Here is a 25,115-nt window from a genome sequence, read left to right on the forward strand (position 1 = left end):
CAGCATACAAACCTCAGAAAAACAGTAGCATGAAAAGCTTCTTGTCTAAAAATTCCATCCAGCTTTTGCTGTGTTTATTGGTGCTGGCAGCGCCTGGGCACCTGGCCGCCCAACATAAGCCGATCAAATTTGCTGCAACGGATGTAAAAGCTGATATGGCCTATGCTTACGAGACGCTGCAAAAAGCACATTACAACCTGTTCGCCTATGTGAGCAAGTCGGCCTACGACGCGGCTTACGATGATTTGCTAAAGTCGATCCGGAAGGACTCGCTGAGCATGCTCGAAACAACCATGCTGATGCAGCGACTGCTGGCGATCGGCGACGTGGGCCACTGCGAAGTCGATTTCCCGGCTGCTTCGTACATCACCTACGCCACGCAGGGCGGCACGGTGTTTCCGCTCGAGCTGGCATTTGAAAACGGAAAGGCCTTCGTCCGCAGAAGCTATACGTCCGACTCCAGCATACGGGCAGGCGACCAACTGCTACAACTAAACGGCAAGCCCATCCGCAAAATACAAGCCGCCATTCATCCCTACCTGTCAGCAGAGCGCCCTTATTTCAAAGACGCTAAACTCGAATTCTGGTCTTTCCCCCGCTATTACTGGGCGGTGTTCGGGCAGCAGGAGGCTTTTAAAATCAAAGTAAGGCATGCCAGTGGCAAACGCAGCACCCACACGCTCAAGCCCGTGACGGTGATGGGCTACGAGGCCAGCCGGGGAGGGGAGATCCTCCGGAGCGAGCGCTCTTTCAGGTTGACGGAGGAGGTGGCCTACCTGCATCCCGGACCCTTCAGTTCGCCCGAAGCAGACGGAGAGGAGCAGTTCAAAGCCTTCGTGGACAGTGCTTTTGCAGACATAAACGCCCACCAGGCCCGCTTCCTGATTCTGGACCTGCGCAACAATGCCGGCGGACACAACACCTACAGCGACTACCTGATCTCCTATTTTGCCGACAAGCCTTTCCGTTGGTTTTCTGACTTCACTGTCAAAACCAGTGAAGTGCTCAAGCAGCAAACCCGAAAGCAGTACCCCAATGCTATACCTGACGACTATACCCGTCAGATTCTGGAAAGTGCTGACGGCGTTACCTTCGCCTACGCTCAGACGATGCAGCAGCCCATGCCGGAGGCCCAGCGTTTTAAAGGCAAGGTATACGTGCTCGTTAACCGCCAGTCCTACTCCATGGCGGCCGTGAGCGGTGCCCTCATACAGGATTATGGCTTTGGGGAGATCGTGGGAGAAGAGACCGGCGACACGCCCACCCTCTATGCCGCGCAGTTCAGCTTTCAGTTGCCCCGCACCAGCGTAGAGCTCAAGGTGCCGAAAGGCTACATTGTGCGCCCGAACGGCGACGAGCAACTGGCCGGGCTTATACCGGACCACGTAGTGCGTGACCACCTGCTCGACGACGATGACGAAGTACTGCGCTATACCCTGGAAAAACTTATAGAACCTCAACGTGCGTCTTCCGCCCAAAAGTAAACCTGGACATTCTATGCTCCGAAAACCTGACACCGATCCGATGCACGCAAACAGACGTCTCACAAACGCCTGTACCTGTCTGCAGGCGCCCGGTCATTTGGTGCGTTTCAACCGGCTAACTCCCCCGGCATCCCTGCGCAGCCATATCCCTGATAAGCAGCCTGACGAGTACAGCAGTCCGGTTTGCTACGCACACCTCCGGGAGTTCAGGGAGGGTTTTGACTAGGGCAGTTAAACATGGCGAACACACCTGCTTCCCAAGCGAAGGTACCTTCTTTTTAATCCGGTCTTCGTATAAAGAAGGTGGTGATTCTAACATGTTTAGCTATGAAAAAATATTTACGTATCTGGGGGCTGATGGCCTTCGTTTCCTTCCTGAGCCTGTCGGCCTGCGAGGAAAAAGACGGCGCTGATCCTGCTGTCGATCTGTCGTACTCATCGTCCGAGTTTTTGCTCGATGACCTGGATGCGCTGGCAAAGCCTCACCTGCGAGATGGTTGCGATAAAAAGGCCTTCAACATCCATACAGTCGCCACAGCCAAAACCGAACGACAGTCACTTTCCTACATCCTGCCAACGCTGGGACTTCAGGCCAATCAGGGCGCCACGATCCGGGACTACGCGCTCAACCACCAACGGGCCACTGCCAATCCCCGCGGCAGCATCAGCATCATCCACCAGGAAATACTGATGCGCGCCAATACCGAACGTGACGCGTTTATGAAATCCTATCAGGAACGGCGGATCACAAAAGAGCAGCTGGAGCAAAAACTGCTGGTCCTTTACGAGCGTGTGGAAGCGGAACTTAGTGAACACGAACAGAAGAAAACACATATGCAGGTGCTGCGCCAGCACCGCACCGACCTGATGCAAAACATTGAAACCGTACTGAACCCCACCCAGCTCCAACAATGGAATAACTGGAGGAGCAGTATCCCATCCTAAGGTATAGCACACAGCTTCCTTCAAACGCTCACGGCAGGTATACCTGCTGTGAGCGTTTTTTTGTCGTATCTTCGTACCCATGCCAAAATCAAAAAAGCTACAGAACGTTACAATTGCAGAAGTATTCAGGACCATCATATGGCCGCGTCGCAGGTATCTTGCGGTCGGGTTGGTGCTGATCGTCATCAGTCGTCTGGCAGGTCTGGTGCTGCCGGGTGCGAGTAAGTTTCTCATCGATGATGTGATCCCGACCGGTGACAGCACCATGCTCAAATGGCTGATCGGGGCCGTGCTGGCGGCCATAGTCATTCAGTCGGTTACTTCCTTTGCACTCACCCAAATACTGAGTGTGGAGGCCCAGCACCTCATCTCTCAATTGCGCGCCAAAGTGCAGCGTCACATCATGCAGTTGCCCATCCGCTTTTTCGACAATACCAAAACCGGCGAACTGGTGTCGCGCATCATGACGGATGTGGAAGGGGTGCGAAACCTCGTCGGCACCGGCTTTGCCCAGATGATCGGTGGCGTACTGACCTCGCTCATCTGCCTCGTGCTGCTCATTTATATCAGTCCGCTGATGACAGGTTTTGCGCTCATTCCGGTGGCAATTTTTGGGGTGATCTCCCTCAAAGCATTCGGTAAGATCAGGCCGATCTTTCGGGAGCGCGGCGTGATCAATGCCGAAGTGACTGGTCGCCTGACCGAGACGCTGGGCGGGGTGCGCGTAATCAAAGGCTTTAATGCGGAAGCGCAGGAGATCAAGACATTTGAAGATGGCGTGACGCGACTTTTCCTGAACGTAAAACAGAGCCTGACCACGACCAGTATGGTGACCTCTGCCGCTACCTTGCTGCTGGGCTTTGCCTCGGCGGGCATCATGGGTATTGGCGGCTACCTGATCATGAAAGGAGAAATGACCTTTGGCGACTTTCTGGCCTTCACGCTATACCTGGGTTTTATGATCGCCCCGATCCTGCAAATGAGCAATATCGGAAGCCAGTTCACGGAGGCCTTCGCCGGTCTCGACCGCACCCAGGAGATCCTGAACACACCATTGGAAGATGCGCTCGGAACCCGCACCCTGAAGCTCGATCAGATTCACGGTGATATCGTGTTCGACCACGTGGCTTTTGCTTATGAAACCGGCAAAGAAGTGGTGAAGGAGATCAGCTTTCGGGCACCTGCCGGCTCTGTCACAGCACTGGTAGGTACTTCGGGCTCCGGCAAAACAACCATTGCAGGGCTGGCTGCTTCGTTCCTGAACCCTGACAGTGGCACCATTACCGTAGACGGTCACGACCTGCAGAGCATCAGTTTGCAAAGCTATCGCAGTCAGTTGGGGGTGGTACTGCAGGACGATTTCCTGTTTGAAGGCAGCATCCGGCAGAACATCCTTTTCCCGCGTCCCAATGCCACGGAGGAACAACTGATGCAGGCAGTAGAAGCAGCCCACGTGCAGGAGTTCACCAACCGTTTCCCGGAGGGCCTGGACACACTGATCGGGGAGCGGGGCGTGAAGCTGTCAGGTGGGCAGCGACAGCGCATTGCCATCGCACGCGCTATCCTGGCCGATCCACGCATCCTCATTCTGGACGAGGCTACTTCCAACCTCGACACCGAAAGCGAGAGTCTCATCCAGGCCAGTCTTAAAACTCTAATGCAGGGTCGCACCACCTTTGTGATCGCCCACCGCCTCAGCACCATCCGGCAGGCCGACCAGATCCTGGTGATCGAGCAGGGCCGCATCGCCGAGCAGGGTCGCCATGAAGAACTGCTGGAGAAGCAAGGGCGGTACTATCAACTTTATACCTATCAGGCCAGAATTTGATGATATTGCTGTTGTGAATGTGTAGGCTGTTTTCCTGGTTTTAAGGTGGCAGTAGGTATAGCTGCTTTTGCTATGTGGATTGTAAATCCAAGAGAGCTCTTGTTCCACAACTGTAAGAGCTGGGGGCACCGGTTTTTGTGGATCGGCCGCCCGCTCCGTAGCTTCACACCCCTGTAGTCCCCTCAAGGGGACAATTCTCAAGCGTAAAAATTGTTCCGGTGAAGATAGGGGACAGAATAAGGCTGTCAGATCGCGCCTGTATAGGGTACGCCTGCTATACATCATTCCTGTGGTTTTCAGAATTATCCTTAAATTGGTAGATCGAATTTCAGCTTATCTACCTTAAAACCATGAAATACCTTTTCAAGTCCCAGGCACTACTGCTGCTTTTGTTCGTCTATCTTTCCTCCTGTGCCACCAACCCCAAAACCAATTCTGCCACCGAGGTCGCGAAGTGGGAGGAGCAGGCTGCCCGCATCACCATCATGCGCGATGATTTCGGTGTGCCGCACGTCTATGGCAAAACAGATGCTGATGCTGTATTTGGACTGCTCTACGCCCAGTGCGAAGATGACTTTAACCGCGTGGAGCGCAACTACCTATGGGCCACAGGCCGATTGGCTGAGGTAGAAGGAGAGGAGCAACTTTACAATGACCTGCGTGCCCGTTTGTACATGACCGAGGCAGAAGCCAAGGCTGAATACGAAAGAAGTCCGGCGTGGCTGAAGGAGCTCTGCCAGGCCTTTGCCGACGGTATCAATTACTACCTGCACACGCACCCGGAGGTGAAGTCGAAACTGCTTACGCGTTTTGAGCCCTGGATGCCGATGTATTTCAGCGAAGGCTCCATTGGCGGCGACATCGAGAGCGTTTCTACCAAAGGAATCAAAGCATTTTATGAATCTGATAAATCATTGGGGCTGAACAGTGCCGGTCATGGTCTGGTGCAGCCGGCTTTGCTCGAAGAGCCAAAAGGCTCCAACGGCTTTGCCATCTCGGGCAAACACACGGCCTCCGGCGATGCCATGCTGCTGATCAATCCGCATACCTCTTTCTTTTTCCGGGGCGAGGTGCATGCCGTGAGCGAAGAGGGTCTGAATGCCTACGGCGCCGTTACCTGGGGGCAGTTCTTCATTTACCAGGGCTTCAACGAGAAGACCGGCTGGATGCACACGTCTGCCTATGCCGATGTGATCGACGAGTTTGAAGAGACCATTGTAAAGCAGGACGGCAAGCTGTTCTATAAGTATGGCGAGGAGTTGCGCCCGGTGGAAACACAGGAAGTGACGCTGGCCTACAAGGATGGCAATGAGCTGAAGCAAAAAACCTTCACAACCTACCGCACGCACCACGGACCGATCACGCACAAAAACGGTGACAAGTGGGTGGCCACGGCCCTGATGTGGAAGCCGGTCGATGCGCTGATCCAATCCTATACCCGCACCAAGAAAAGCAACCTGAAGGAGTTCGACGAGATGATGCAGATGCGCACTAACTCTTCCAACGCCACGGTATATGCCGATGCCGACGGGAACATCGCCTACTACCACGGCAATTTCTTCCCGAAGCGCGATACTTCCTTCGACTACTCCAAGCCGGTGGATGGCAGTAACCCGAAAACCGACTGGAACGGTCTGCACACACTCGATGAAACGATCCGGATCATGAATCCGCCAAACGGCTGGATACAGAACTGCAACTCTACGCCTTACACAGCCGCTGCTGAGTATAGCCCGAAAAAAGAGGACTACCCAGTGTACATGGCACCATCACCTGAAAACTTCCGGGGTGTGCACGCCATCCGCCTGCTCAAAAAAGCAGAAAACCTGACGCTTGACAAACTGATTGACCTGGCCTACGATCCCTACCTGCCGGGTTTTGAAGTGCTGATTCCCGGACTTGTAAAGGCCTATGATTCCCAAAAGCCAAACGACCCGAAATTGAAGGCAGCCATCGAGGTGATGCGTACCTGGGACTATGCCGTGTCAGAGGAGTCGGTGGCGATATCGCTGGCGCACTTCTATGCCACCAACCTGCTGCGCGACGGCTCTGCGCCGAAGGGCCACATCATGGAGCGCTTCGACTACTATGCCAACACAGCTCCAGCAGCAGAGCGACTGGACATTTTCCAAAAGACCATTGCGCAACTGGAGCAGGACTTTGGTAAATGGAACACACCCTGGGGCGAGATCAACCGCTTCCAGCGCCTCACAGGCGACATCAAGCAGCCTTTTAATGATGCGGCCCCAAGCATTCCGATCGGGATGGCTTCGGGCAACTGGGGAGCACTGGCTTCTTACGGCGCCAACAGCTACAACACCAAGCGCCTATACGGCACCTCCGGCAACAGCTTTGTGGCCGTGGTGGAATTTGGTGATAAGGTAAAAGCCAAGACCATTCTGGCGGGTGGGCAGAGCGGCGACCCCAAATCTCCGCACTTCAACGACCAGGCCCAGCGCTATGCTGATGTTGAATTCAAGGACGTGGCCTACTACCGCGAAGATGTGGAAAAAAGAGCCAAATCGACCTATAAGCCGGGGCAAAGAGCGAGTAAATAAAGGCAGTTATCTGAAATAAACGCAGAAAGGTCCGGACCAGATTGTCCGGACCTTTCCTGTTTTAGGCATGTGCTAAAGCAGCTAGCCATTTGTTGAGCCGGAGGATATTAAAATTCAATTTTTGCGGCTAATATATTTCTCTATATTGCATCGTTATATAACTATATACCTATGAACAAACTTAAATTGTTGATGATGTGGTGCCTTATGCTGGGCATCCTGGTTTCGTGTGGCGATAAGGACAATGATGCTTCGCCTAAAGAAACGGCCGAACTGGACTATCAACCCACTACACAGGGCTCTACCTGGTCCTACGGCGGTTCCACCCCTTATACTGTCCTCGCCACCGGCAAAACCAAAATGATCGATGGGAAGTCGTACGCTGAAATGGAAACAAAGCGGGGCAGTGAGACCGGGAAATCCTATTTGCTGAAAGAGAAAGGGGTGTATACGGCTATTGGCATGGATCCATCCTTAGGTGATGTTGCGCTGACCTTCCTGAAGGAAGAGACGCCAGTGGGCAAGCCCTGGGAGCAAAGCAATGTGATCAACGGCATCCAAACCAAAATGACGTTCACCATTATCGGGAAAGGCATTTCTAAAACGGTGGAGGGCAAAACCTTCAAAGAAGTGATCCATGTGCAGATGAACGCTACTTATACCATCATGGGCACGGAAGTGGAACTGGGCATCCCGACCGACTACTATTGGGCCAAAGGCGTAGGGCTTATCCTGACGGACATGGGCCAACTGGGCAACTTTCCGCTGCTGACCTACAGCATCAAGTAATTTTCCTGAGCCTGCCGAAGCTCCAGCAACGGGGAAGGCAGAGTTGTTGAAAAGCCCGATCACGAAAAAGCCAGCGCAGCAGGGCCCCTTTGAACCGTTATAGCTGTTGCATCAACCTGACAGATATGAAAACATTCGTACGCCTTGCTGTTCCTTTCATGCTGTTGCTCGGGAGTAGCTGCAGCAGTGAATCGCCTGCACCTGTTGTAGAAATACCTCCCTGCCAACTGATGGAGCAAACTGCTTCACTCCACTATGATCCTGTTCAGTATCCCGACCTTCAGCTCAAACCGCAGACCATCACAACACGGTTAGAGTACAACGATCGGAATGCGCTTGCCACTGTATTCCAGACAGACTATGCGGGCGTTTACTTCGACAGAGCCAATTTAAAGTATGACGGGAAAGGGCTGGTAAAAGAGATCGTGCATCAGTACTACCGCTATGTGAACGAGTACGACGGACAGGGAAAACTGCTTAAGCAGATGAGGTTTGCAAAACGCATGGGCGATCTGAAAGAGGAGCAATCAGGGTACTATACCTTGCGCTACAACAGCCAGGGAGAACTTACGGAAGCACAGTATTTCAATATGCAGTCCGGTCAGCCTGTAGCGGAGTTGATATGGAGGTATACCTACGTGGCCGGTGATCCTGTTGGACTGGAACAGCTTGTGCCTGGCGCCGATAGCTATTACCATGTGCAAATGACGTACGATACGCTCCACCTGCCCAGCACGCCATACGCCCATACCTATTTTGAGCCGTTGCACCCACCGTCCGCTCACAACCAGTTGAGCTATACCGTGCTCGAAAACAACCCAAGTTACCCCAGCCACACAACGGCCTATACCTACAACGAAGCAGGGTACCCGGTTACGGCCACTACCCGCTACACAGATGGGAGGGAACTGGCCATGACCTACACCTATCGGTGTAAGTAATTCTGATCAGTTCAGGTCACGAACCTGGCTATACCTTAAGCGGTCACACATAAAAAAAGCCCCTGCTTTCGGCGGGGGCTTTCGTTTTTTATTTAATGCGTACCGGAATCAACTCTCGCTCGAAGAACACCAGGTCCTTCTGCAATGGATTGCCAACAACAGTGCAGTAGTAGATGCGCTTCAGGTATTGTCTGATGATTAACTTTAGATCCGGATTCACTTTGGCGAACACTTCAGATCCGATGGGGAATGTATTTTCTAACATACCCTAAGATACGTAGTTTAATCCATTATCAACGGGTTATTGCAGTGTATTTTGCGAAAGCTGCCATTGGGCCAGATCAACAGCCTTATTGGGCATTGGAAACGAACAGGCAACACCAGACAAAAGGCAAAAACCCGTGTTTTATGCAGGTTCCTCTTCCTGTTTAAGCTGCTCCATACTCTGCTGATTGACTTTGATAATGCCACGCTTCGGTCTGTCCAAATCGATGATGATGAAGACGACCAGGCAGATCAGAAAACTCATCAGCGCCGATGGCAGAATGGTGCGTTGGTTGCCGAGCCCGCTGCCATACCCGATCAGGGCACCCGACATGATGAACACAATGAACAGCAGAAATAAAATGATCTCGGGCACATGCATCGCCAGCAAGGCATTTCGTTTACTGTGGGCGTCTATCATGTTGTTGAGCGAGTCGATAAAAAAGCCGGTGGTCACTGTGCGCGGATCGATGCGGGCTGCTTTCACGGCCTGCTCCCAGATGTTGCGCTGCAGGGCTTTGGTTTCTTTGGCAAGCGTTTCCTGCTCCGTTACCATGGCATAGTCGGTGTTGCTGACAGCCAGCCGAAGGTCGATGTACTGTTGCAGCAGCCCATGCGAAATCGAATCGTAGGGTGCAGGAAGCAGGTGGGTGCGCATCAGGGCGGTGCCGATGGCGTTGGCCTCGTTGATGACGGCCTCGCTGCGGTTGTTGTAGCGTTGCAGGGCCATGTTGAAGGTAAAACCCAGTATAAGCGCCAGCAAACCCAGCGTGCCCGCCTGTATGGTATTGGTCTGCGCCTTTACATCTTTGTCGGTTTTGCGCTGGTAATGGTGCCCAAGCCGGTAGCCTGCCTCCTGGGCTGCCAGTATCAGCACAAACAACACCGCCACAATCAGGATACTGTTATGGTCGTACATAATTTCTGTCGCCATGCCTTTATACTTCTCTGAACCTCTACCAGCCAGTCGCAGGCACTTGTATAGCGGCTATGCCCTATACGTATTTTCTGTCGGGAAGAAGTAGAAATGATGTGCTATACCTGCCGGCTCACGTCAAATGGGATGGTATAAGTCAGGCATCATGACAATTAGCACCAAGCCTGTGCCTATACCTTTTTCAGTTTCCTTCGTTTTTACTTAAGTGGAACACTAACTCCTTTATGCCTATGCTCTTACCTGCCAAATTCCTCCTGCTTATTTTCCTGCCCCTGTCTGTCGCGCTCTCGACGCTGCACCACGGCTGGGCGAACTACGACCAGACCAAAACGCTCGACTATACCGGTCTGGTAGAGGAAATCAAATACGAAAACCCGCATGGCATGCTGCAGCTCCGGCACGAGAACAAGACCTGGACAGTGGTGTTGGCACCGCCCAGCAGAATGAATAGCCGTGGCCTGACAAAGGACATGATCCAGCCCGGCGACTCGGTGCGGGTGGTGGGGTATCCGCATAAAGAAGTGAAGGAAGAGATGCGCGCCGAGCGGATTTATGTAGGTGATAAGAAGATAGAACTGCGCTAGCGGTGACTGGTGCGCTGGCTGGACTACTGCAAGGGCTGGAGGATTCTGCACTAGCCGGCGCCATCCGGCAGTCTGCCTGGCTGTACCCTTTTCTGGAGATCCTGCACATCCTGGGCATCGTGTTGCTGGTGGGGGCCGCCTTCCTGTTCGATCTGCGACTGCTGGGCTTTTCCAGAAACCTGCCTGTCCCGGACCTGGCCCGCCACCTGCTGCCCTGGTCCAGAAGGGGCCTATACCTGATCGTTCCTTCGGGTTTGCTGCTGTTCTGCACCAATGCAGTGGCACTGGCAGGCGATCCGGTATTTCATATCAAACTGATCATGCTGGTAGTGGGCGGACTAAATGCCGGCTTCTTCCACCGGTTTCTCGCATCTTCAGCACCGGAGTGGGGGCAGAGCAACACGCCCCGGGTCGCGAAAGCAGTGGCGCTTTGCTCCATAGTGGTGTGGGTGGTGGTGATCGCCTGTGGCAGGTTACTCGCGTATTAGTGCTGCTCTTGGAATCCAGGCCTATTCCGTCTTTTTTGCCACCCGGAGGGAGACGCTCTGGAATACCCTATACCGCACGTAAACTTTAAACGGCTGCCGGAAAGTAGAGCTTGAACGTTGTGCCGACATTTTCTTCGCTTTCCACTTCTATTCTGCCACCGGCATTTTCCAGAATCCGCTTTACCATGTAGAGCCCGATGCCGGTGCCCTCCACGTGGTCATGAAACCGCTTGAACATAGTGAATAGCTGTGTTTGCTGGCGATCATCTATTCCCAGGCCATTGTCTTCGATGCTGAGCACCACATGGGGCTCTTCCAGGCGCGTGCTTAGCGTGACCAGGCAGTCACGGTCCGGGGACTGAAACTTGATGGCATTGCTGATCAGGTTGTAGAGGATACTCCGGAAGTTTTTGCGCGAGAACTTCAGTTGATATACCTGCAGGTCGGTATGGATGAAGCAGTCCTTTAGCTCGGCGGGCTGGTTCAGATCCGCCATGATCTCATCGTACACTTCTTTGATGTTGATCACCTCACTTGAAGCGCTTTCGCTGAGACCTTTCTGCATCCTGCTGATCTCGGTGAGGTCGGCAATGGTCCGTTTAAACCGGCTAACTGAATCCACTACATGCTGCACAATCTCTTCGGTGGTATTATTCAGAGCATTAGCGGCTTCGAGTTCCTTTTTCAGAATATCCATTAAGCCTTCAATGTTCATGATCGGCGACCGGAGGTCATGCGAGGCCGTGTAAATGAAGGTATCCAGGTCGAGGTTGATCCGTTGCAGTTCGGTATTCTTGTGTTCGAGCGCGCTTTGCTGGCGTTCGGCCAGCTTGTCCTGCAGCTCTTTCTGCTCGGTTCTGTCGCCCGTTATTTTCGTGAAACCAATATGTTTACCGTCAGCATAAATAGGCGTAAGTTTGATGTTGGCCCAGAAAAGGGAGCCGTTTTTACGCCTGCGCCAGTCCTGTACTTCGTACACACCTTCTTCCAGGGCAGACTTCAGTTCTGTTTCCGGTTTGCCCGCCTGCTGGTATTCATCCGGAAACAGCATGCCATAAAATTCGCCGACAAATTCTTCTTCTTTGTATCCTTTCAGCTGTTCTACCCCCTGGTTCCAGGTGGTAATAATGCCGTCGGTATCCATCGCGAAGATGGCGTAGTCTTTAACCTGCTCGATAAAATAAGAGTAGAGATCTTCAGGTGAATGCTGTGGGTTCATGCAGAGTAAGCAGTTTTTTTAAGCTATTTACTCATTAAGCATGGCGCAGGTTTTGGCAACCTGGGTGGAACTGGCTGTAAGACAAGGCTACCCGTCCACGTCCTTCATAAAATCCACCAGTCCTTCGAAGTAGGTTTTCTGATCGTCGTAGAAGGCCATGTGGCTGCCTTTGGGGCAATGCAGGTAGCGGCCGTTCGGGAACTGCGTAGCCATCCATTCCATGTGTTTCGGATCCATGGTGTCGTGCTGACCGCCGATGGTGAGTGTGGGTACTGCTATACCTGGCAGGTCTTGGGAGCGGTCCCAGTTCAGGAGCGAGGCATTGCCCCGGATGCCGAACTCACTCGGGCCCTGCATCTGCACGTAGACGGTCTGGTTCATGTGGTCGAGCATGCGCAGGGCCGGGTCCGGCCATTGCTCCAGCGGCATGCGCAGGGCGTGTTGGGTATAGAAGTGCGGCAGCAGAAGCTCCATGTAGCGCGGGTTCTCAAAATCGTTGTCGGTTTCTATCTGCTTGATCTCGGCCAGCACCTCGGCCGGCATCTGCGGACCCAGCACCTCGTCGGCGTAGCGGTTGTAGTCGGGCACGCTCGACATCATGTTCGAGATGATCAGCCCTTTAAGGTGCTGCTGGTATTGGAGCGCGTACTCCATGGCCAGGATGCCGCCCCAGGAATGGCCCAGCAGGTAAAAATTGCTATTGTCCAGCTGCAGTGCTTGGCGCACCTGTTCTACTTCGTCTACAAAGCGGTCGATTGCCCAAAGGCTGGTGTCGTCGGGTTTGTCGCTGTAGTGGGAGCCCAGTTGGTCGTAGTAATAATACTCAATGCCCGCCTTGGGCAGGAAGCTATGGAAGCACTCAAAAGCTTCGTGCGTGCCGCCCGGTCCGCCATGCAGCAACAGCAGCTTGATGGTCGGGTTGTTGCCCACCCGCTTCGTCCAGACATAAAACTCACCTTTTGGGGTGCTGATGGTGATCCTGCGGGCACCGCCGCTCAGTTCGTGTTCCGTGCCGGCGTAGTTGTGGTAGTCTGCTACGGAAGGCGTAGAGTTACCGGAGTTTTCGGTGTTGGCAGGAGAGAGCTGGCGAATGGAGAGGCGTGATTTCATGGTTTAAAGTTTAAGGTGGGAGGAAGGAATATGTACGATAAATATATGAAAAGTATAGCTTTCTTCCACTTCCGGGGACCTCGAGAATTATGTGTTGAAGAGAGCATGTGAAGAATGTTTTTGTAGTATATGCATGTATAAATTGACTCTATTTATACTGGAAGCGTATAAAATTAAACACCCTGTTCCTGTTTCAGCGGTTATACAAGGACTGCAGCATAAGGAGCACTTTACAAGTCCATTGACTTTTTTTGCCGGTGGTAGTCATGATCAACAGGCCCTCCCGCTACCACCTCAAGCTTAGTTTTACCCCCAGCAACTACATCGTTTGCATTTGTCTCTTCCCCTGACATACTGCTTCAGCACCCCTCTACATGTGTTTCACTTGATGTCAGGTTACCAAAAATGAATGTTCTATTTTTTTAATGTATGAAGAGATTTATCAATTTTGCTTTGCTGCTAGGTATAGTCGCAGGGTTTTTTGCATTGCCATCCTGCTCCACAGAAGACGAACTGGATGCCATCACACTTTCAGCCACCGACAGTGCTGAGGCTAACTCCAAAATGCGTCCTCTGAAAGGCAATTTTGAGTTGTATCATCAGGTAGTGTCTGGTCTTGGAACTCCTATTCAGGAAATCCGGATACAGGGCTTTGGACAGCTTTCCCACCTGGGTAAAACATCCTTTATCAACGAGAGCATACTGGTGATAACACCGACTCCTCCTTTCATTTCTACCGGAACATCTGTTATAACGGCCGCTAACGGAGATCAAGTGTTTACCAGCTTCAGAAGCGTACACACGCCGCAGCCAGATAGAAGTACCTATGTGGTGATCACCCATACCATAACAGGCGGTACCGGCCGGTTCAGCGATGCAAGCGGTGGGTTTACCGCCGTCACCTATGCTATACCTGGAGTGGTACCCGGCATACTGACAATTACAGGTGAGATTGCATACTAACCCCGCTCGTAGGGCAGGCCTCCGCTAGTGCGAGCTTGTAGCTCGTACTGTTACCCGTGCCGGAGGTATAGCTTCGTCGGAAGGTATAGGCATGAGCTGCAAGCTTGCGCCAGCGGGGAGTTAGTTGCAGAGATGTACTAGGAAAGAAAACGTTTGATGGCATCAAGTGTAAAGCGAATGTTCTTCTCGCTCGTCACAAGCACATTATCCATCCTGCTATCGAACTGCCTTAACGGGTATTCCTTGCCATTAATTTTAAAGGAATGTTCAAAACGTAATCTGCCGCTGCTAAGTATTATTTCAATGTCATCTTTTCTAAAAGTGACTGTGAAGTAGGCGCTATGATTGGCGACCTTTTCTGTTAGCTCAAACTGAGGAAGTTCTTTTTTGAAAAAGCTTTCGATTACTGTTAATGCTTCTTCTGAACTGATGCCCGTAGTGTTTTCGAACAGGTCTTCTTTCATCGCTTATAGTTACTGAGAGCTTAATTCCTCTTCTCCTGTTCCAACATATTCAAATGTGCCTTCAAGCCAAACTTTTTCCAGATCACTTTTCCTATTTGCAGTAATTTTTAGCGCCGCCATAGAAACCAACAATTTGCTCCGGAAGATAAAAACAGATGTGGTTATAGTATGAATCTATTTGCTGAACGCCAGCATGGGTTTCCCTCACAGTACTGCTGTTCACTGAACTATACACTCCTTTTCTGATCATTGGTATTCTGTTATAAAATAAAGTTTTCTGCTAGTGCAAGCTTTTTGCTGAGGTATAACTGCCTTAAAGAGAGGCCTGAGCTGCACGCACGAGAGTGGGGTTATCTATAGGAATAAGTAAATCTATCATTTTCTATGACCTACGACCCTTAACAGCCCTTTATCAGGATGTAAGATAAAAAATAAATCAAAAATAATTTGCGCAACCGAATAGTTGCGCGTATATTAGCAATCAAATGGTTGCATATTTTATTCTGACATGAGAAGAGACGTTTTCCAGGCGATAGCAGACCCCACCCGAAGAGCCATTATCGGGTTGATTGCCTTGCAGGCCATGACGCCGAATGCTATTGCCGAACATTTTGACACCAGCAGACAGGCTGTTTCAAAGCACTTGCAGATCCTGACAGAGTGCCAGCTTGTAAAACAGGAACAGCAGGGGCGGGAGATTTACTATCAGTTGGAAGTAGCGAAAATGAAAGAAATTGACAAATGGCTGGAACAGTTCAGAAAGATCTGGGAAGACCGTTTCAACGAACTTGACAACGTATTATCAAACCTAAAAACAAATAAGCCATGAAAAAAAACCTGGAATTCGAGTTTTCTGTGAACAAGGAAAACAAAATGATCACCGTGAAAAGAGAATTTGCCGCAGAGCTTCCGCTCGTGTGGGATGCCTACACAAAGAGCGAGATCCTGGACCAGTGGTGGGCGCCTAAACCCTGGAAAGCCCGCACCAAAACGATGGACTTCAGAGAAGGCGGCCACTGGCACTATGCCATGGTGGGTCCGGAAGGGGAAGAGCACTGGGCACTGGCCAATTACAAGACCATTGAACCTAAAAAGCGCTTTACCGCAGTGGACGGTTTTGCCGATGCCGAAGGCGTGGTCAACACCGAAATGCCGCAGTCGAAGTGGGATGTAAGCTTTACACCCAAAGATGAGGTGACCCTGGTGGAGAACCTGATCACATTCGATGACCTGGCACAACTCGAAACCATCATCCAGATGGGCTTCAAAGAAGGCCTGACCATGGCCATGGAAGGCCTGGATGCCCTATTGGCTGCTCAGAAACAGGAGGCCTAAGGTCTCTGCTAGCTGCAGAAAAGAAATCATAATCAATAACATATATAAAAGCGGGGCCGGGACAAGAACCTTCGGGCTCCGCTTTTGTCGTTTACAGTAGCCATGCATCGTTTGCTGGTGCGGGTGGGCAACTTGGAGTTTTCTTGTGCCGATGCCGGTTCCCATGCGTATGTTAACCTGAACAGGTGAAACATAAACTGATACTTACAGCATGCGCGATAAGATTAAACTTTCCTTTTCCCCAGACCTGAGCCTGAATGTCGAAGGCAAGCATGTGCGCGACGGCCTTTCTACCGCCATGCTCCTGGGCGATAATCTGTGGCTGAGTTGTGACGAGCGCACCACCATTGAGCGCCTCACCCGCCTGCCTGACGGTTCTTTTGGCAAACACCATTCGTTTGACGTGCACGATTACCTGGACCTCCCGGCAAAGGATTTCAGCGAGATCGACATCGAGGGAATGGGCATGGCCGATCATTACCTTTGGCTGATTGGCTCTCACAGCCTGAAGCGCAAGAAGCCGAAGCGGCCTGACTCGATCAAAAAACAGATAGAGCGCCTGGCAAAAATCAAGAGCGACCCAAACCGCTACCTGCTGGCGCGCATTCCTATTCTTCAGGATCCGGCAACAGGGGAGTATGTCCTTCACAAAGAAGTGGAAGATCCGGACAAGCCCGGCAAAATGCTGCGTGCGGGTCAGTTAAAGGGCGACAAAACCAGTAGTCTGTTAACGGAAGTGCTGCGGCAGGACCCTCACATCGCTCCTTTCATGGACATCCCCGGCAAAGACAACGGCTTCGATATTGAAGGACTGGCCATACACGGGCATAAGATTTTTATTGGGCTGCGCGGCCCGGTACTGAGAGGCTGGGCCATGGTGCTGGAAGTAGAGCCCGAGGAGGACAAGGCAGGGCTATTGCACCTGAAGCAGCTGACAAAGGAGAAACCCTACCGGAAGCACTTTCTGAACCTGCGGGGCAAAGGTATACGGGAGCTGCGCATTTTCGGGAACGACATGTACCTGCTGGCCGGGCCCACCATGGATCTGGACGGCGTGATTGCCATCTACCTCTGGCGCGATGCTGTGAACAAACACACCGAGCAACTGCTGCATCACAACGAGCTGGAGCGGCTGTGCGAGGTGCCGCACGGCACAGGGGAGAACTCCGGGAAGGATAAAGCGGAAGGACTTGCCATACTGGACGACCAGCGTGTGCTGGTGGTATTCGACAGCCCGACGGATGAACGTACGGTTGGTAAAAATGATGTGCAGGCAGATGTTTTGCGGGTGGTGAAGTAGCCTCAGATTGTTTGCCAGCCGGCGTCTGTGGCAGGAGAGAAGGCAGGACGGGGCGCGATGTCCAGAAAAGGGTAGCTTACTTTGGACAGGTATAGCCCCTGCGGATAGGCCGGTGAAAGGTGCTTGGGTGCTTTCTCCAGCGCCAGGTAACTTTCAAACTCTGGCAGGCTGAGCGCGCCGGTTCCTACCTGCAGTAGCTGGCCCACCACAATGCGGATCATGCGGCTCAGAAACCGGTTAGCCGTTATCTGAAAACGCAGCCTGTCACCGGGCTGGTCCATCAACCAGCGGGCTTCTGTTACATGGCAGATGGTGCTGTCATGCTCCGCCGGCGTCAGGCACAGGTTCCTGTAATCGGTGTAAAGGGGGAGCAGGGCAGTGGCCGCCTGCATGGCGTCCAGGTTCAGGTTCCGAACGGGGTACAGGGCGCTAACATCGTGCAGAAACGGATCTTTGTAGGTATGGATAAAGTAGTCGTAGCTTCTTTTGCTGGCATCGAAGCGGGCGTGGGGCAGGCCTTCCACCGGCACGATATCGAACACAGCGATATCGGGTGGTAACACTTTGTTCAGCCGGAAAAGCATGTCAAATTCCCAGGGCTGCGCTACATCCAGGTGAAAAAAGAACTGGCTCGCATGTACCCCGGCATCCGTTCTGCCACAACCCACAATCGCTACCGGCTGCTTCAAAATCTTCCTCAGACATTCTTCTATCACCTGCTGCACCCCTACGCCATAGGGGTGTCGCTGCCACCCTTTGTAGTGCGTGCCGCTATAGCCGATATGAAAGAAGTAGCGCAAGGTCTTGCTCAGGTATAGGTGGTGGAAATTGCCTTACAAGATAGTGATAAAGGAGGTTCTATATGTTTGTTAGCACAAGGAGTAGTGATTTTTAAGTATTCCTCCTGCGAGAAGACGACTCTCCAGTACACCAAAATGGATATTCTTTGCCATCTATTTATCCTGCTAATGTTTTAACTCCTTCGGCAGTGCGAGCTTGTAGCTCGTACTGTTCTTTAGCTGAAGGTATAGCTGTGTGGAAAAGAAAAGACACGAGCTGCAAGATCGCGGCAGTGCGGGGAATCGCCTGCATTTCAATTTTTACGCGGGTAGCAACTTAAAGTAAATGATGGTACAACGGTCTTCGGCTGTAATGTCCGGATAAAACACTTTCAGGTCTGCCCGGAGGGTTTCCAGACTCTCAAACCCATCCGTCAGGGCGTCAGCCTCGGTTAAGTCGGAAAACGATTTGGTAAAATCCAGCTTTTCTATCTGTGCCTTTTCTGGTAAAGGCATATCGCCAAAAACCAGCGGCAACTGTATGGCGTTTGGCAGCACATACCCTAACCGGACCGTAGACGTTTTCCGGCGCTGCTGCACCAGCTCAAGGTATTTTTCATGAAAGTGCAGGTGGTCGATGATCTCTGTTTCAGCTTTTGTCATGTGATAATCTACTTAAAAATATAGCAGGCTATTACGCCCGCTGGAGCGAGCTTGGCGTATTAACACCATAACAAGTATGCTGATGGTATAGCTGAGCAGGAAGAAAAGGTCCGAACTTATTTAAGTGCAATAGCGCTTTAATTATACTGATCTTCTATAGTAATATGCTTTGATTCAAGCTGATTTATATGTTTGTTTTTGATAAACTTTGTTAGTTCAATACCCCACAATGCTTTGGAAGAGCTCAAATTTCTGATATACAATTGTTCAGAATAATTCCCTTCTTCATCCTTAAGTAGAAAAACCTCTTGTAAACTCGGTTTGACAGTAATAATGAGTACATCTCCTTCAGGAAATCTTAAAAACTTCCTGGTCATAAGTGATGAAAAACTATCACCTAAATAGTCTTTGACTACATTATCAAAATACTTTCCAAAGCCATCACGACCTTGATCGCTCTTTTTATTAAAAGATAAGTATTCTTGTTCTAAGCCTAGAACTCTTTTGTTATCGCTAACACCTAAAAGTAGAGTCCCTCCAGAAGTGTTTGCGAAAGCAGCTAATGTTTTCAATGAACTATGTATTATAGCTTTTTTAGCAAGATCTCCATTGATTCTATCAATGTCTTTCTTAATTACATCAGTTTTCTTTTCAATTTTTTTGAGTAAATCTAATTTATGTTGCCTTTCCTCGTCAAGAATTGGTGTAAATAAAGATGATTTAAATTCTAGTTTTTCATTTTCATCACCTTTAATCATTTCTTTCCAATAAAGTATTTCTTCCTTTCTTTCTCGATCATGTTTATCTTCAATTGTTTCAGATAAGGAAAGTACTCCATTAGAGATATAGTCATATATAAGCCGAAGATTCTTAAGAGAAAACTCATCCTCGTCTTTAGTTTCTGATACTAATAAATTGTTGGCTAAAGTAATTTTTGCGATAGTTTTTAAGGCACCTTTACTGGTATCCTTTGAGTAATTTAGTGAGTAGTTATAAAGTAGCTCAGTCGACTCATCATTTTTTTCATTAAAAAGCGAAATGATATCTAAAAAATAAATGAGTTTTTCAGAATCTGGAAATGTTTTAAGAGTTTGAAGACTAACACTACTTTTGATAGCCTCGGCTTCTAACTTTATTTGTCTAATACCTTTAAGAGTTTGTTTGATAAGACATTCATTTATTTGAAGAAGTATTTGGAAATAAGAAGTATAAATATCAGCTAAGTAGCTTCTTGCATTATTAGTGTTAGCATAGAACTGCTTCGCAAGCTTAAAACTATTTAGTTTGTCTTGAATGCTTAGTTGAAGAACAGCTAATTGTTCAAAGCAAAGGGCCTTCTCTTTTTGAGCTGTAACATATACAGAGTCTAGTCTATCATCTGTTCTTACTGAATCAATATTTTCTAAATCTACTGAGAATATTTCATCAACAAACTCCCTATAATTATATGGCTCAAGATATTTCAGCTCAATCAGACTAAATCCTATTTTTCCATCCTCGCTGATATCTGTAACCACAACTCTAATTTTTTTTCCTTCTGGAAAGTAATCATAAATGAATTCCTCATTCCAGTAAAAATCGAATATGTTACTAACATGTAGTAATCCTTCGCCACTTGCGGTTGAAATAAAGCAGCCATAGCTTTCAACTCGCTTAATTATTCCATCATATATTCCACCTTTTCGAAATATATTATTGTTTTGAATAAAATACTTTGAATCACTGGAGGGTAACTGACTAACTAGGAAGAATTTAAAAAAGCTACTAAAGGCTAGGCACTTAGCGCTTATGATGAAATCGCAATCCTCAAAAACATATGTCTTTAGAATTCTGGCAGTTATAAGGTGGTTAGGTAAGAATCCTTTCAAACCGTTAAATTCAACTTCAAATCCTGTTTTAGTTCTTTTAACTAACTTAACAATTATGGTAGAATTTGCAATAAAGTTTTCCTCAAGATTTAACCAAGTGTCGAGGTTTTGACTTTCGAACTCATCCACATTAATTAATTTGTTAAAATCAACTACTAGTTCTTCATTATTGAAAACAAAAGGAGGTTGTTTTAATGGTGACGATAAATTCTCAAAATGATAGTAAGAGTTTATTAAAAGAGTATGTTTATTATCAATGAGAGACTCTGTTTTTATCCATCTCCTTAGAAGCTGACCGACTAGCAAATTAAATAGCTCAAGATTTCCCAGTTTATTTGCTAATAACAACTCTGCATACGACCAGTATACATACTTTCTTTGGCTATCTTCTAATGTTAAGTTCGAAGCATATACTGAAGTTAAGTTAAAGTATGCCTCTTCCTCTTCCACTATAAAACTCTTCTTCTTCTTAGAAATAAGGTTTAACAATTTATTGAGATAATTGTAATTAGACTCCGCTTCTATATCAAGATTGTTCAATAATTCTTTTAAGTTAACAATAAACTTCTTCTCGCTAATTAATTCTATATTAGAAAATAGAATAAGATAATAGACTTTAGCGAGAGATTTACCAGTGTCTTCCAACAAGTCTAGCTTGTCAAGAAAATCATATCTGTTTTTAGCTAACTCTTCTAGCACATTATCAATAATGATTGCTGAGTTTAATTGAGATTTAGCCTTGATTAACGTACTTTCCTTTCTATACTCGTCTGGAATAGATGTAATTATACCTCTCTTAATTATCCAGCTTTCAAATATTATAATTAATTGATTGATCTCTCTTGCAACTGGGTAGTTGTATTTTTTTAATTCTTCTTGAAGTTTTCTCAATAATATTTTATTGGTGAAGGTAAAAACCCAAAAAGCACTTTCTGACTCATATTGCTGTATCAGCTGTATAATATCCTTATCATCTTCTACTTTTGCAGTAATAATTGGATTAAAATACTTGCTAATGAGTGTTTTATTAATTACTATATTATCAATCCTAGTAAAGTATGGATCTTTACTTTTTACTTGTGTAAGTCTTAAGCGATGTGAAATATCAACTACTTTACATAATATTCTATCTACTTTATTATAGTTTAAAGATTGACCATTTAGCATGTTTACTTCATGCACACAACCATCTTCACCTAATACTTCATAGTAATCATATTCTTTATCATTGAGTATTTTCTTTTTAGAAGCTATAACTTCGAAAATATATTCCTTTCCAATCTTGTAAATTGGGTGTCTGTTTTCTCTATTTGTTAGAATGGCACTCCCATTAGGATGATATCCTTTAACTTGGCATCTTAGGTATTCGTGCTCCCATGTTTCTTTTTTTTGCCATTCAAAGCAAGGTACTTTTATAATGTTTTTATTTTCATCTTCAACAAGAAAGAATTCTTTATCACAATCCTGTTCACCGTTACCTTTTTGAAAACCTTTTATTTTATAATATTTAGGTTCTAGCTTTAATCTGATGAAATGCTTTTTGTGTTTTTTATTAAACTCTTTATAAAATGTATGAGTCTCCCCAACTTTTATATTTAAAGGTCTAAGTTGCTTTACTGGAATGATATGTTCTGAAGAATCTACTGTTGATTTCAGGATAAAATAAAATTCATTTTTTATCTTCTTTTCACCCTCTATTAGGCAGCTAAACTCTAACATGTATGGTTTCTTAAGAGAGTTCATAGTAGATATGGAATGTTAATATAAAGATTCTTTATATCGTATTCTTGTAAATCTTTAATATAGAAAGATAATAATAATCTAAATTATATTAATTAATTAAAATATTTTAATGGAATTAATGATTTGTTAAGCATGATTGAACGAGTGAGTGCTTCTTGATTAAATTTGTATTTCAATTTAACTGCCAGATTAAAGTTTGAATAACCCATTGAAGAATCTTTTTCCAAACTTTTATACCTAAGCACAAATAACTATTTGCTATCAACTCATTTACTATAGACTCAACTATTCAGGAAATTATATCCACGGTTAAGGATCACCTGACGGCACAGAACGCGCTAATTGGCCCATTAGTCGGTTTATAAACCTAATACTTCTTATTTCTCTTCCTACCCTGCAGAAGCTTCTGCTTATATACTTGATTGAAGCTTTGATGAAGGAGTGGCGCAACAGGTTGAACAACGTAGCGGTGCTTACGTTGTCAGATTGATTGATTGACATTGCCGCTGAGCGGTACTTTTGTGGCAATCTTAATACGAATTTCAATAAAGGCAAAGCAGTCCCGGCACTAAGCGTCCGGGACTGCTTTGTTTTCTAGGTATAGCGGCTTTCTTAATTTAGCTTTACCTGCCTATACCTTAACGCTTCCTGTTTTTGCTAAAAAAGCTCCACATCATTTCATTGATGTCGATGTCAGCCGTCGTGTGGCCCAAGGGGTAGCCAATGTTAAAGGGCGCACTGCCCGGCCAGGTATGGCCCCCGTTTTCGACCGTGACAAGCGAGACGGTAATGCCTTTGTCGCTTACTTCCTGAACCGTGACGGAGGTACTGTCCTTCTTATTCGCATTCAGCATCTTTTTGCTTTCTCTCTGGCCAGCCAGTCCGTTGTGGGCCAGCCAATAACTGTAGGTGGCCGGGGCCGAAGCATAGGCATTGGCTTTTCCGTCGTATTTCACCACCTCGTCGGCAGTGCCGTGCACCTGTAGCACACTGATCCGTTTATCCGTTCGGTGATAAAACTTAACCGAGTCCGGCAGCGGACCACCAATAGAAGCGATGGCAGCAAAATCGTTTGGCATCTCAGCCGCCAGGCGGTGGCAGAAGAAACCACCCCGCGACAAACCAGTCGCAAAGATCGCTTTGTCATCGATCCGGTAGCTTTGTTTCAGGCTGTCGAGCAAGGCGCGTACGAAGCCCACATCGTTGGTGCCGTGTTGGTGCGACATCTCAAAGCCCACATTCCAGTCCTGCTTTATACCGGAGGGGTACACCACGATAAAGTTGTGTTTATCGGCGGCATCATTCATCCGGGTGTACAGCATTTGCTCGGCCACCGTCATGCCCCCGCCATGAAAGTGGAACACCACCGGAAAGGCTTGCGCCGGGTTGGCCGCATAGGAGGCAGGCAGGTAGAGCAGGTACTTTCGCTTGGTACCTTCAAACTCGAAAGGTTTCAGTTGAGCAGAAACCGTAATAGCGGCAAGCAGTAGCGCCGCAGTAAAAAGAATCTTTAACATGATCGTTTGGGTTTAATGATGACACAAATGAAGCAGCAGCGTGTGTCAGAATCTCCCGGAATGATCATTTACCTATAGCGAATCGCGATTTTTGCAGTGGATGTAGCCCTAAGTTTGGGTGATGCGCTTGCGGTAGGCAGAAGGCGTTTCGTGCAGTTGTTTTTTAAAGGCGGTATTGAAGCTGGTGAGGCTGTTGAATCCTACCTCAAAGGCGATGGCCGCAATCGTGCTTTCACCGGACTGGCTGTGTTCCAGCAGTGCCTGCGCCTGCTTAATGCGGTACTGATTCACAAAGCCGTTAAAATTGGTGCCGGACCGGCTGTTGATCGCCATCGATATTTTTTGCGGACTTACTTTCAGCGCTTTGCTGAAGGTGCTCAGCGTCAGGTCCGGATTTTTATACAGCGCCTTGTCTTCCAGTAGCCCCTTCACCTCCTCAAAGATCTGGTTTACTTCCGCCTCAGACAGTGGCGTTGTCTTATACTTGGCTGCATCAAGCGCATCGATGTATCCTTTTCTGATGGCCATAAACGTCACCCCGTACGCGATAAAAGAATACAGAATCGGCCCCAGGATGTAGGGCACGTCGTCGTCGAGCAGGTTCAACACATAGACTACCCAGAGCGCCGCCAGCGCATAAGTGAGCGTGCGCAGCCATTGCACAGTGGCATCAGCGCTTCCGGTAGCAGCCCGGTACCTCTGTGTCTGCCGGTAGCTCAGGTATAGGTATACCAGGTAATGGCCGTAATACACACAGAAAAGGAGCGCAAACACAGGTATAGGGATGGTTTTCGCATGCTCCTTGTTGATGAAAAAGCTGAAGACAAGACCGGCCAGGAAGGGGATGAAGTGCAGGAGGGTGCGGTAGCTGAACCGGATCGACTTTTCGAGCACAGACCGGGTATAAAAGTAAAAGAGCGGCCCGATGAGCAGGAGGGAGGCGAGGCCTGCAAAGATGAGCTGCAGGTATACGTCTTCCACAAATTCCAGAAACAAGGACTTCCCGATACGGAAGGAGAGAATGAGCAACAGGACGCTCAGTATCTTATTGGAGGTAGCAAGTCCTTTGGGGTAGAACCAAAGAAAAGCCGCCAATACCAGCCCATGAAAAACACCTAGGCCACTGAGCAGAACAAGAATAAAATGACCTGTAGACATGGGAGCAAATAAACAAATTAATACGCTCGGAAGTATTTCGCCTGTGCTTTAAATTTTCTGGCTGGCTGGTTTACATTTCTCCTGATTGGGACTTTTGTGAACAATACATACAACGGACTATCTTTCTGTTCGAACTTGCTCCGGGAGGTGATCTATTCCTGCTCTGCCATTAAGTTTA

General features: G+C 48.5%; 23 protein-coding genes. 13 read left to right on the top strand and 10 right to left on the bottom strand.

The window, feature by feature from the left end; translation table 11 throughout:
• The first annotated feature begins 29 nt into the window (after positions 1–29).
• The 7 genes from C8E01_RS14750 (at position 30) to C8E01_RS14775 (ending at position 8,545) form a co-directional block, all read left to right on the top strand.
• Positions 30–1,484 carry a S41 family peptidase gene (locus C8E01_RS14750; protein WP_116544218.1) on the top strand — a complete coding sequence of 485 codons (1,455 nt, stop codon included), beginning with the start codon at positions 30–32 and terminating at the stop codon, positions 1,482–1,484.
• 13 nt (positions 1,485–1,497) lie between these two features.
• A complete protein-coding gene (locus tag C8E01_RS21475; protein ID WP_133242774.1) occupies positions 1,498–1,710 on the top strand; it encodes a hypothetical protein in 213 nt (70 codons plus the stop codon).
• A 101-nt stretch (positions 1,711–1,811) separates the two neighbouring features.
• Complete coding sequence (locus C8E01_RS14755) at positions 1,812–2,429, top strand: hypothetical protein (protein WP_116544219.1); 618 nt, start codon at positions 1,812–1,814, stop codon at positions 2,427–2,429.
• A 79-nt stretch (positions 2,430–2,508) separates the two neighbouring features.
• On the top strand, positions 2,509–4,257 hold the full coding sequence (locus C8E01_RS14760; protein ID WP_116544220.1) for an ABC transporter ATP-binding protein: 1,749 nt from the start codon (positions 2,509–2,511) through the stop codon (positions 4,255–4,257).
• A gap of 350 nt (positions 4,258–4,607) precedes the next feature.
• Positions 4,608–6,815 (top strand): acylase, encoded by a 2,208-nt coding sequence (locus C8E01_RS14765; RefSeq protein WP_116544221.1) that lies wholly within the window; start codon positions 4,608–4,610, stop codon positions 6,813–6,815.
• A gap of 171 nt (positions 6,816–6,986) precedes the next feature.
• Positions 6,987–7,604 (top strand): hypothetical protein, encoded by a 618-nt coding sequence (locus C8E01_RS14770; RefSeq protein WP_116544222.1) that lies wholly within the window; start codon positions 6,987–6,989, stop codon positions 7,602–7,604.
• Positions 7,605–7,729: 125 nt separating this feature from the next.
• Entirely contained in the window at positions 7,730–8,545 is an 816-nt protein-coding gene (locus C8E01_RS14775; RefSeq protein ID WP_116544223.1) for a hypothetical protein, read from the top strand.
• 88 nt (positions 8,546–8,633) lie between these two features.
• Here C8E01_RS14775 and C8E01_RS21705 read toward each other — a convergent pair whose 3' ends face one another.
• Both C8E01_RS21705 and C8E01_RS14780 read right to left on the bottom strand, forming a co-directional pair.
• Positions 8,634–8,810, bottom strand: a complete 177-nt coding sequence (locus C8E01_RS21705; protein WP_165820659.1) for a hypothetical protein — start codon at positions 8,808–8,810, stop codon at positions 8,634–8,636.
• Between the two features lie 141 nt (positions 8,811–8,951).
• Positions 8,952–9,743 carry a bestrophin-like domain gene (locus C8E01_RS14780; RefSeq protein ID WP_243409596.1) on the bottom strand — a complete coding sequence of 264 codons (792 nt, stop codon included), beginning with the start codon at positions 9,741–9,743 and terminating at the stop codon, positions 8,952–8,954.
• A gap of 233 nt (positions 9,744–9,976) precedes the next feature.
• Between C8E01_RS14780 and C8E01_RS14785 the strand changes: the two genes are divergently transcribed.
• Together C8E01_RS14785 and C8E01_RS14790 are read left to right on the top strand one after the other, a co-directional pair.
• Positions 9,977–10,330, top strand: a complete 354-nt coding sequence (locus C8E01_RS14785; RefSeq protein WP_116544225.1) for a DUF6152 family protein — start codon at positions 9,977–9,979, stop codon at positions 10,328–10,330.
• Positions 10,331–10,332: 2 nt separating this feature from the next.
• Positions 10,333–10,818, top strand: a complete 486-nt coding sequence (locus tag C8E01_RS14790; protein ID WP_116544226.1) for a DUF6644 family protein — start codon at positions 10,333–10,335, stop codon at positions 10,816–10,818.
• An 85-nt stretch (positions 10,819–10,903) separates the two neighbouring features.
• Here C8E01_RS14790 and C8E01_RS14795 read toward each other — a convergent pair whose 3' ends face one another.
• Both C8E01_RS14795 and C8E01_RS14800 read right to left on the bottom strand, forming a co-directional pair.
• Positions 10,904–12,037: a sensor histidine kinase gene (locus tag C8E01_RS14795; protein WP_116544227.1), complete on the bottom strand. Its 1,134-nt coding sequence runs from the start codon at positions 12,035–12,037 to the stop codon at positions 10,904–10,906.
• 87 nt (positions 12,038–12,124) lie between these two features.
• A complete protein-coding gene (locus tag C8E01_RS14800; protein ID WP_116544228.1) occupies positions 12,125–13,147 on the bottom strand; it encodes a proline iminopeptidase-family hydrolase in 1,023 nt (340 codons plus the stop codon).
• A gap of 429 nt (positions 13,148–13,576) precedes the next feature.
• Between C8E01_RS14800 and C8E01_RS14805 the strand changes: the two genes are divergently transcribed.
• Positions 13,577–14,110, top strand: coding sequence for a hypothetical protein (locus C8E01_RS14805; protein ID WP_116544229.1), 534 nt, complete (start codon positions 13,577–13,579; stop codon positions 14,108–14,110).
• A gap of 137 nt (positions 14,111–14,247) precedes the next feature.
• On the opposite strand, the gene C8E01_RS14810 is transcribed toward C8E01_RS14805, so the two are convergent.
• Positions 14,248–14,574, bottom strand: coding sequence for a hypothetical protein (locus C8E01_RS14810; protein ID WP_116544230.1), 327 nt, complete (start codon positions 14,572–14,574; stop codon positions 14,248–14,250).
• Positions 14,575–15,082: 508 nt separating this feature from the next.
• On the opposite strand from C8E01_RS14810, the gene C8E01_RS14815 reads away from it, so the two are divergent.
• From C8E01_RS14815 to C8E01_RS14825, 3 genes are all read left to right on the top strand, one after another.
• Complete coding sequence (locus C8E01_RS14815; RefSeq protein ID WP_116544231.1) at positions 15,083–15,403, top strand: ArsR/SmtB family transcription factor; 321 nt, start codon at positions 15,083–15,085, stop codon at positions 15,401–15,403.
• Positions 15,400–15,909, top strand: coding sequence for an SRPBCC family protein (locus C8E01_RS14820; protein ID WP_116544232.1), 510 nt, complete (start codon positions 15,400–15,402; stop codon positions 15,907–15,909). The genes C8E01_RS14815 and C8E01_RS14820 overlap by 4 nt, the downstream gene beginning before the upstream one ends.
• Before the next feature lie 211 nt (positions 15,910–16,120).
• Positions 16,121–17,209, top strand: a complete 1,089-nt coding sequence (locus C8E01_RS14825) for a DUF3616 domain-containing protein (protein ID WP_116544233.1) — start codon at positions 16,121–16,123, stop codon at positions 17,207–17,209.
• A gap of 2 nt (positions 17,210–17,211) precedes the next feature.
• On the opposite strand, the gene C8E01_RS14830 is transcribed toward C8E01_RS14825, so the two are convergent.
• The 5 genes from C8E01_RS14830 to C8E01_RS14850 all read right to left on the bottom strand — a co-directional run bounded on the left by C8E01_RS14830 (position 17,212) and on the right by C8E01_RS14850 (position 24,937).
• On the bottom strand, positions 17,212–18,009 hold the full coding sequence (locus tag C8E01_RS14830; RefSeq protein WP_116544234.1) for a tRNA pseudouridine synthase A: 798 nt from the start codon (positions 18,007–18,009) through the stop codon (positions 17,212–17,214).
• Between the two features lie 300 nt (positions 18,010–18,309).
• Positions 18,310–18,651 (bottom strand): ASCH domain-containing protein, encoded by a 342-nt coding sequence (locus tag C8E01_RS14835; RefSeq protein WP_116544235.1) that lies wholly within the window; start codon positions 18,649–18,651, stop codon positions 18,310–18,312.
• A gap of 137 nt (positions 18,652–18,788) precedes the next feature.
• Positions 18,789–22,238 (bottom strand): RNA-binding domain-containing protein, encoded by a 3,450-nt coding sequence (locus C8E01_RS14840; protein ID WP_165820660.1) that lies wholly within the window; start codon positions 22,236–22,238, stop codon positions 18,789–18,791.
• A 662-nt stretch (positions 22,239–22,900) separates the two neighbouring features.
• Positions 22,901–23,779 (bottom strand): extracellular catalytic domain type 1 short-chain-length polyhydroxyalkanoate depolymerase, encoded by an 879-nt coding sequence (locus C8E01_RS14845; protein WP_116544237.1) that lies wholly within the window; start codon positions 23,777–23,779, stop codon positions 22,901–22,903.
• 108 nt (positions 23,780–23,887) lie between these two features.
• Positions 23,888–24,937: a helix-turn-helix domain-containing protein gene (locus C8E01_RS14850; protein WP_116544238.1), complete on the bottom strand. Its 1,050-nt coding sequence runs from the start codon at positions 24,935–24,937 to the stop codon at positions 23,888–23,890.
• Positions 24,938–25,115 lie beyond the last annotated feature (178 nt).

Origin of the sequence: Pontibacter virosus (genome assembly GCF_003096355.1) — a bacterium.
Taxonomy (GTDB): domain Bacteria; phylum Bacteroidota; class Bacteroidia; order Cytophagales; family Hymenobacteraceae; genus Pontibacter; species Pontibacter virosus.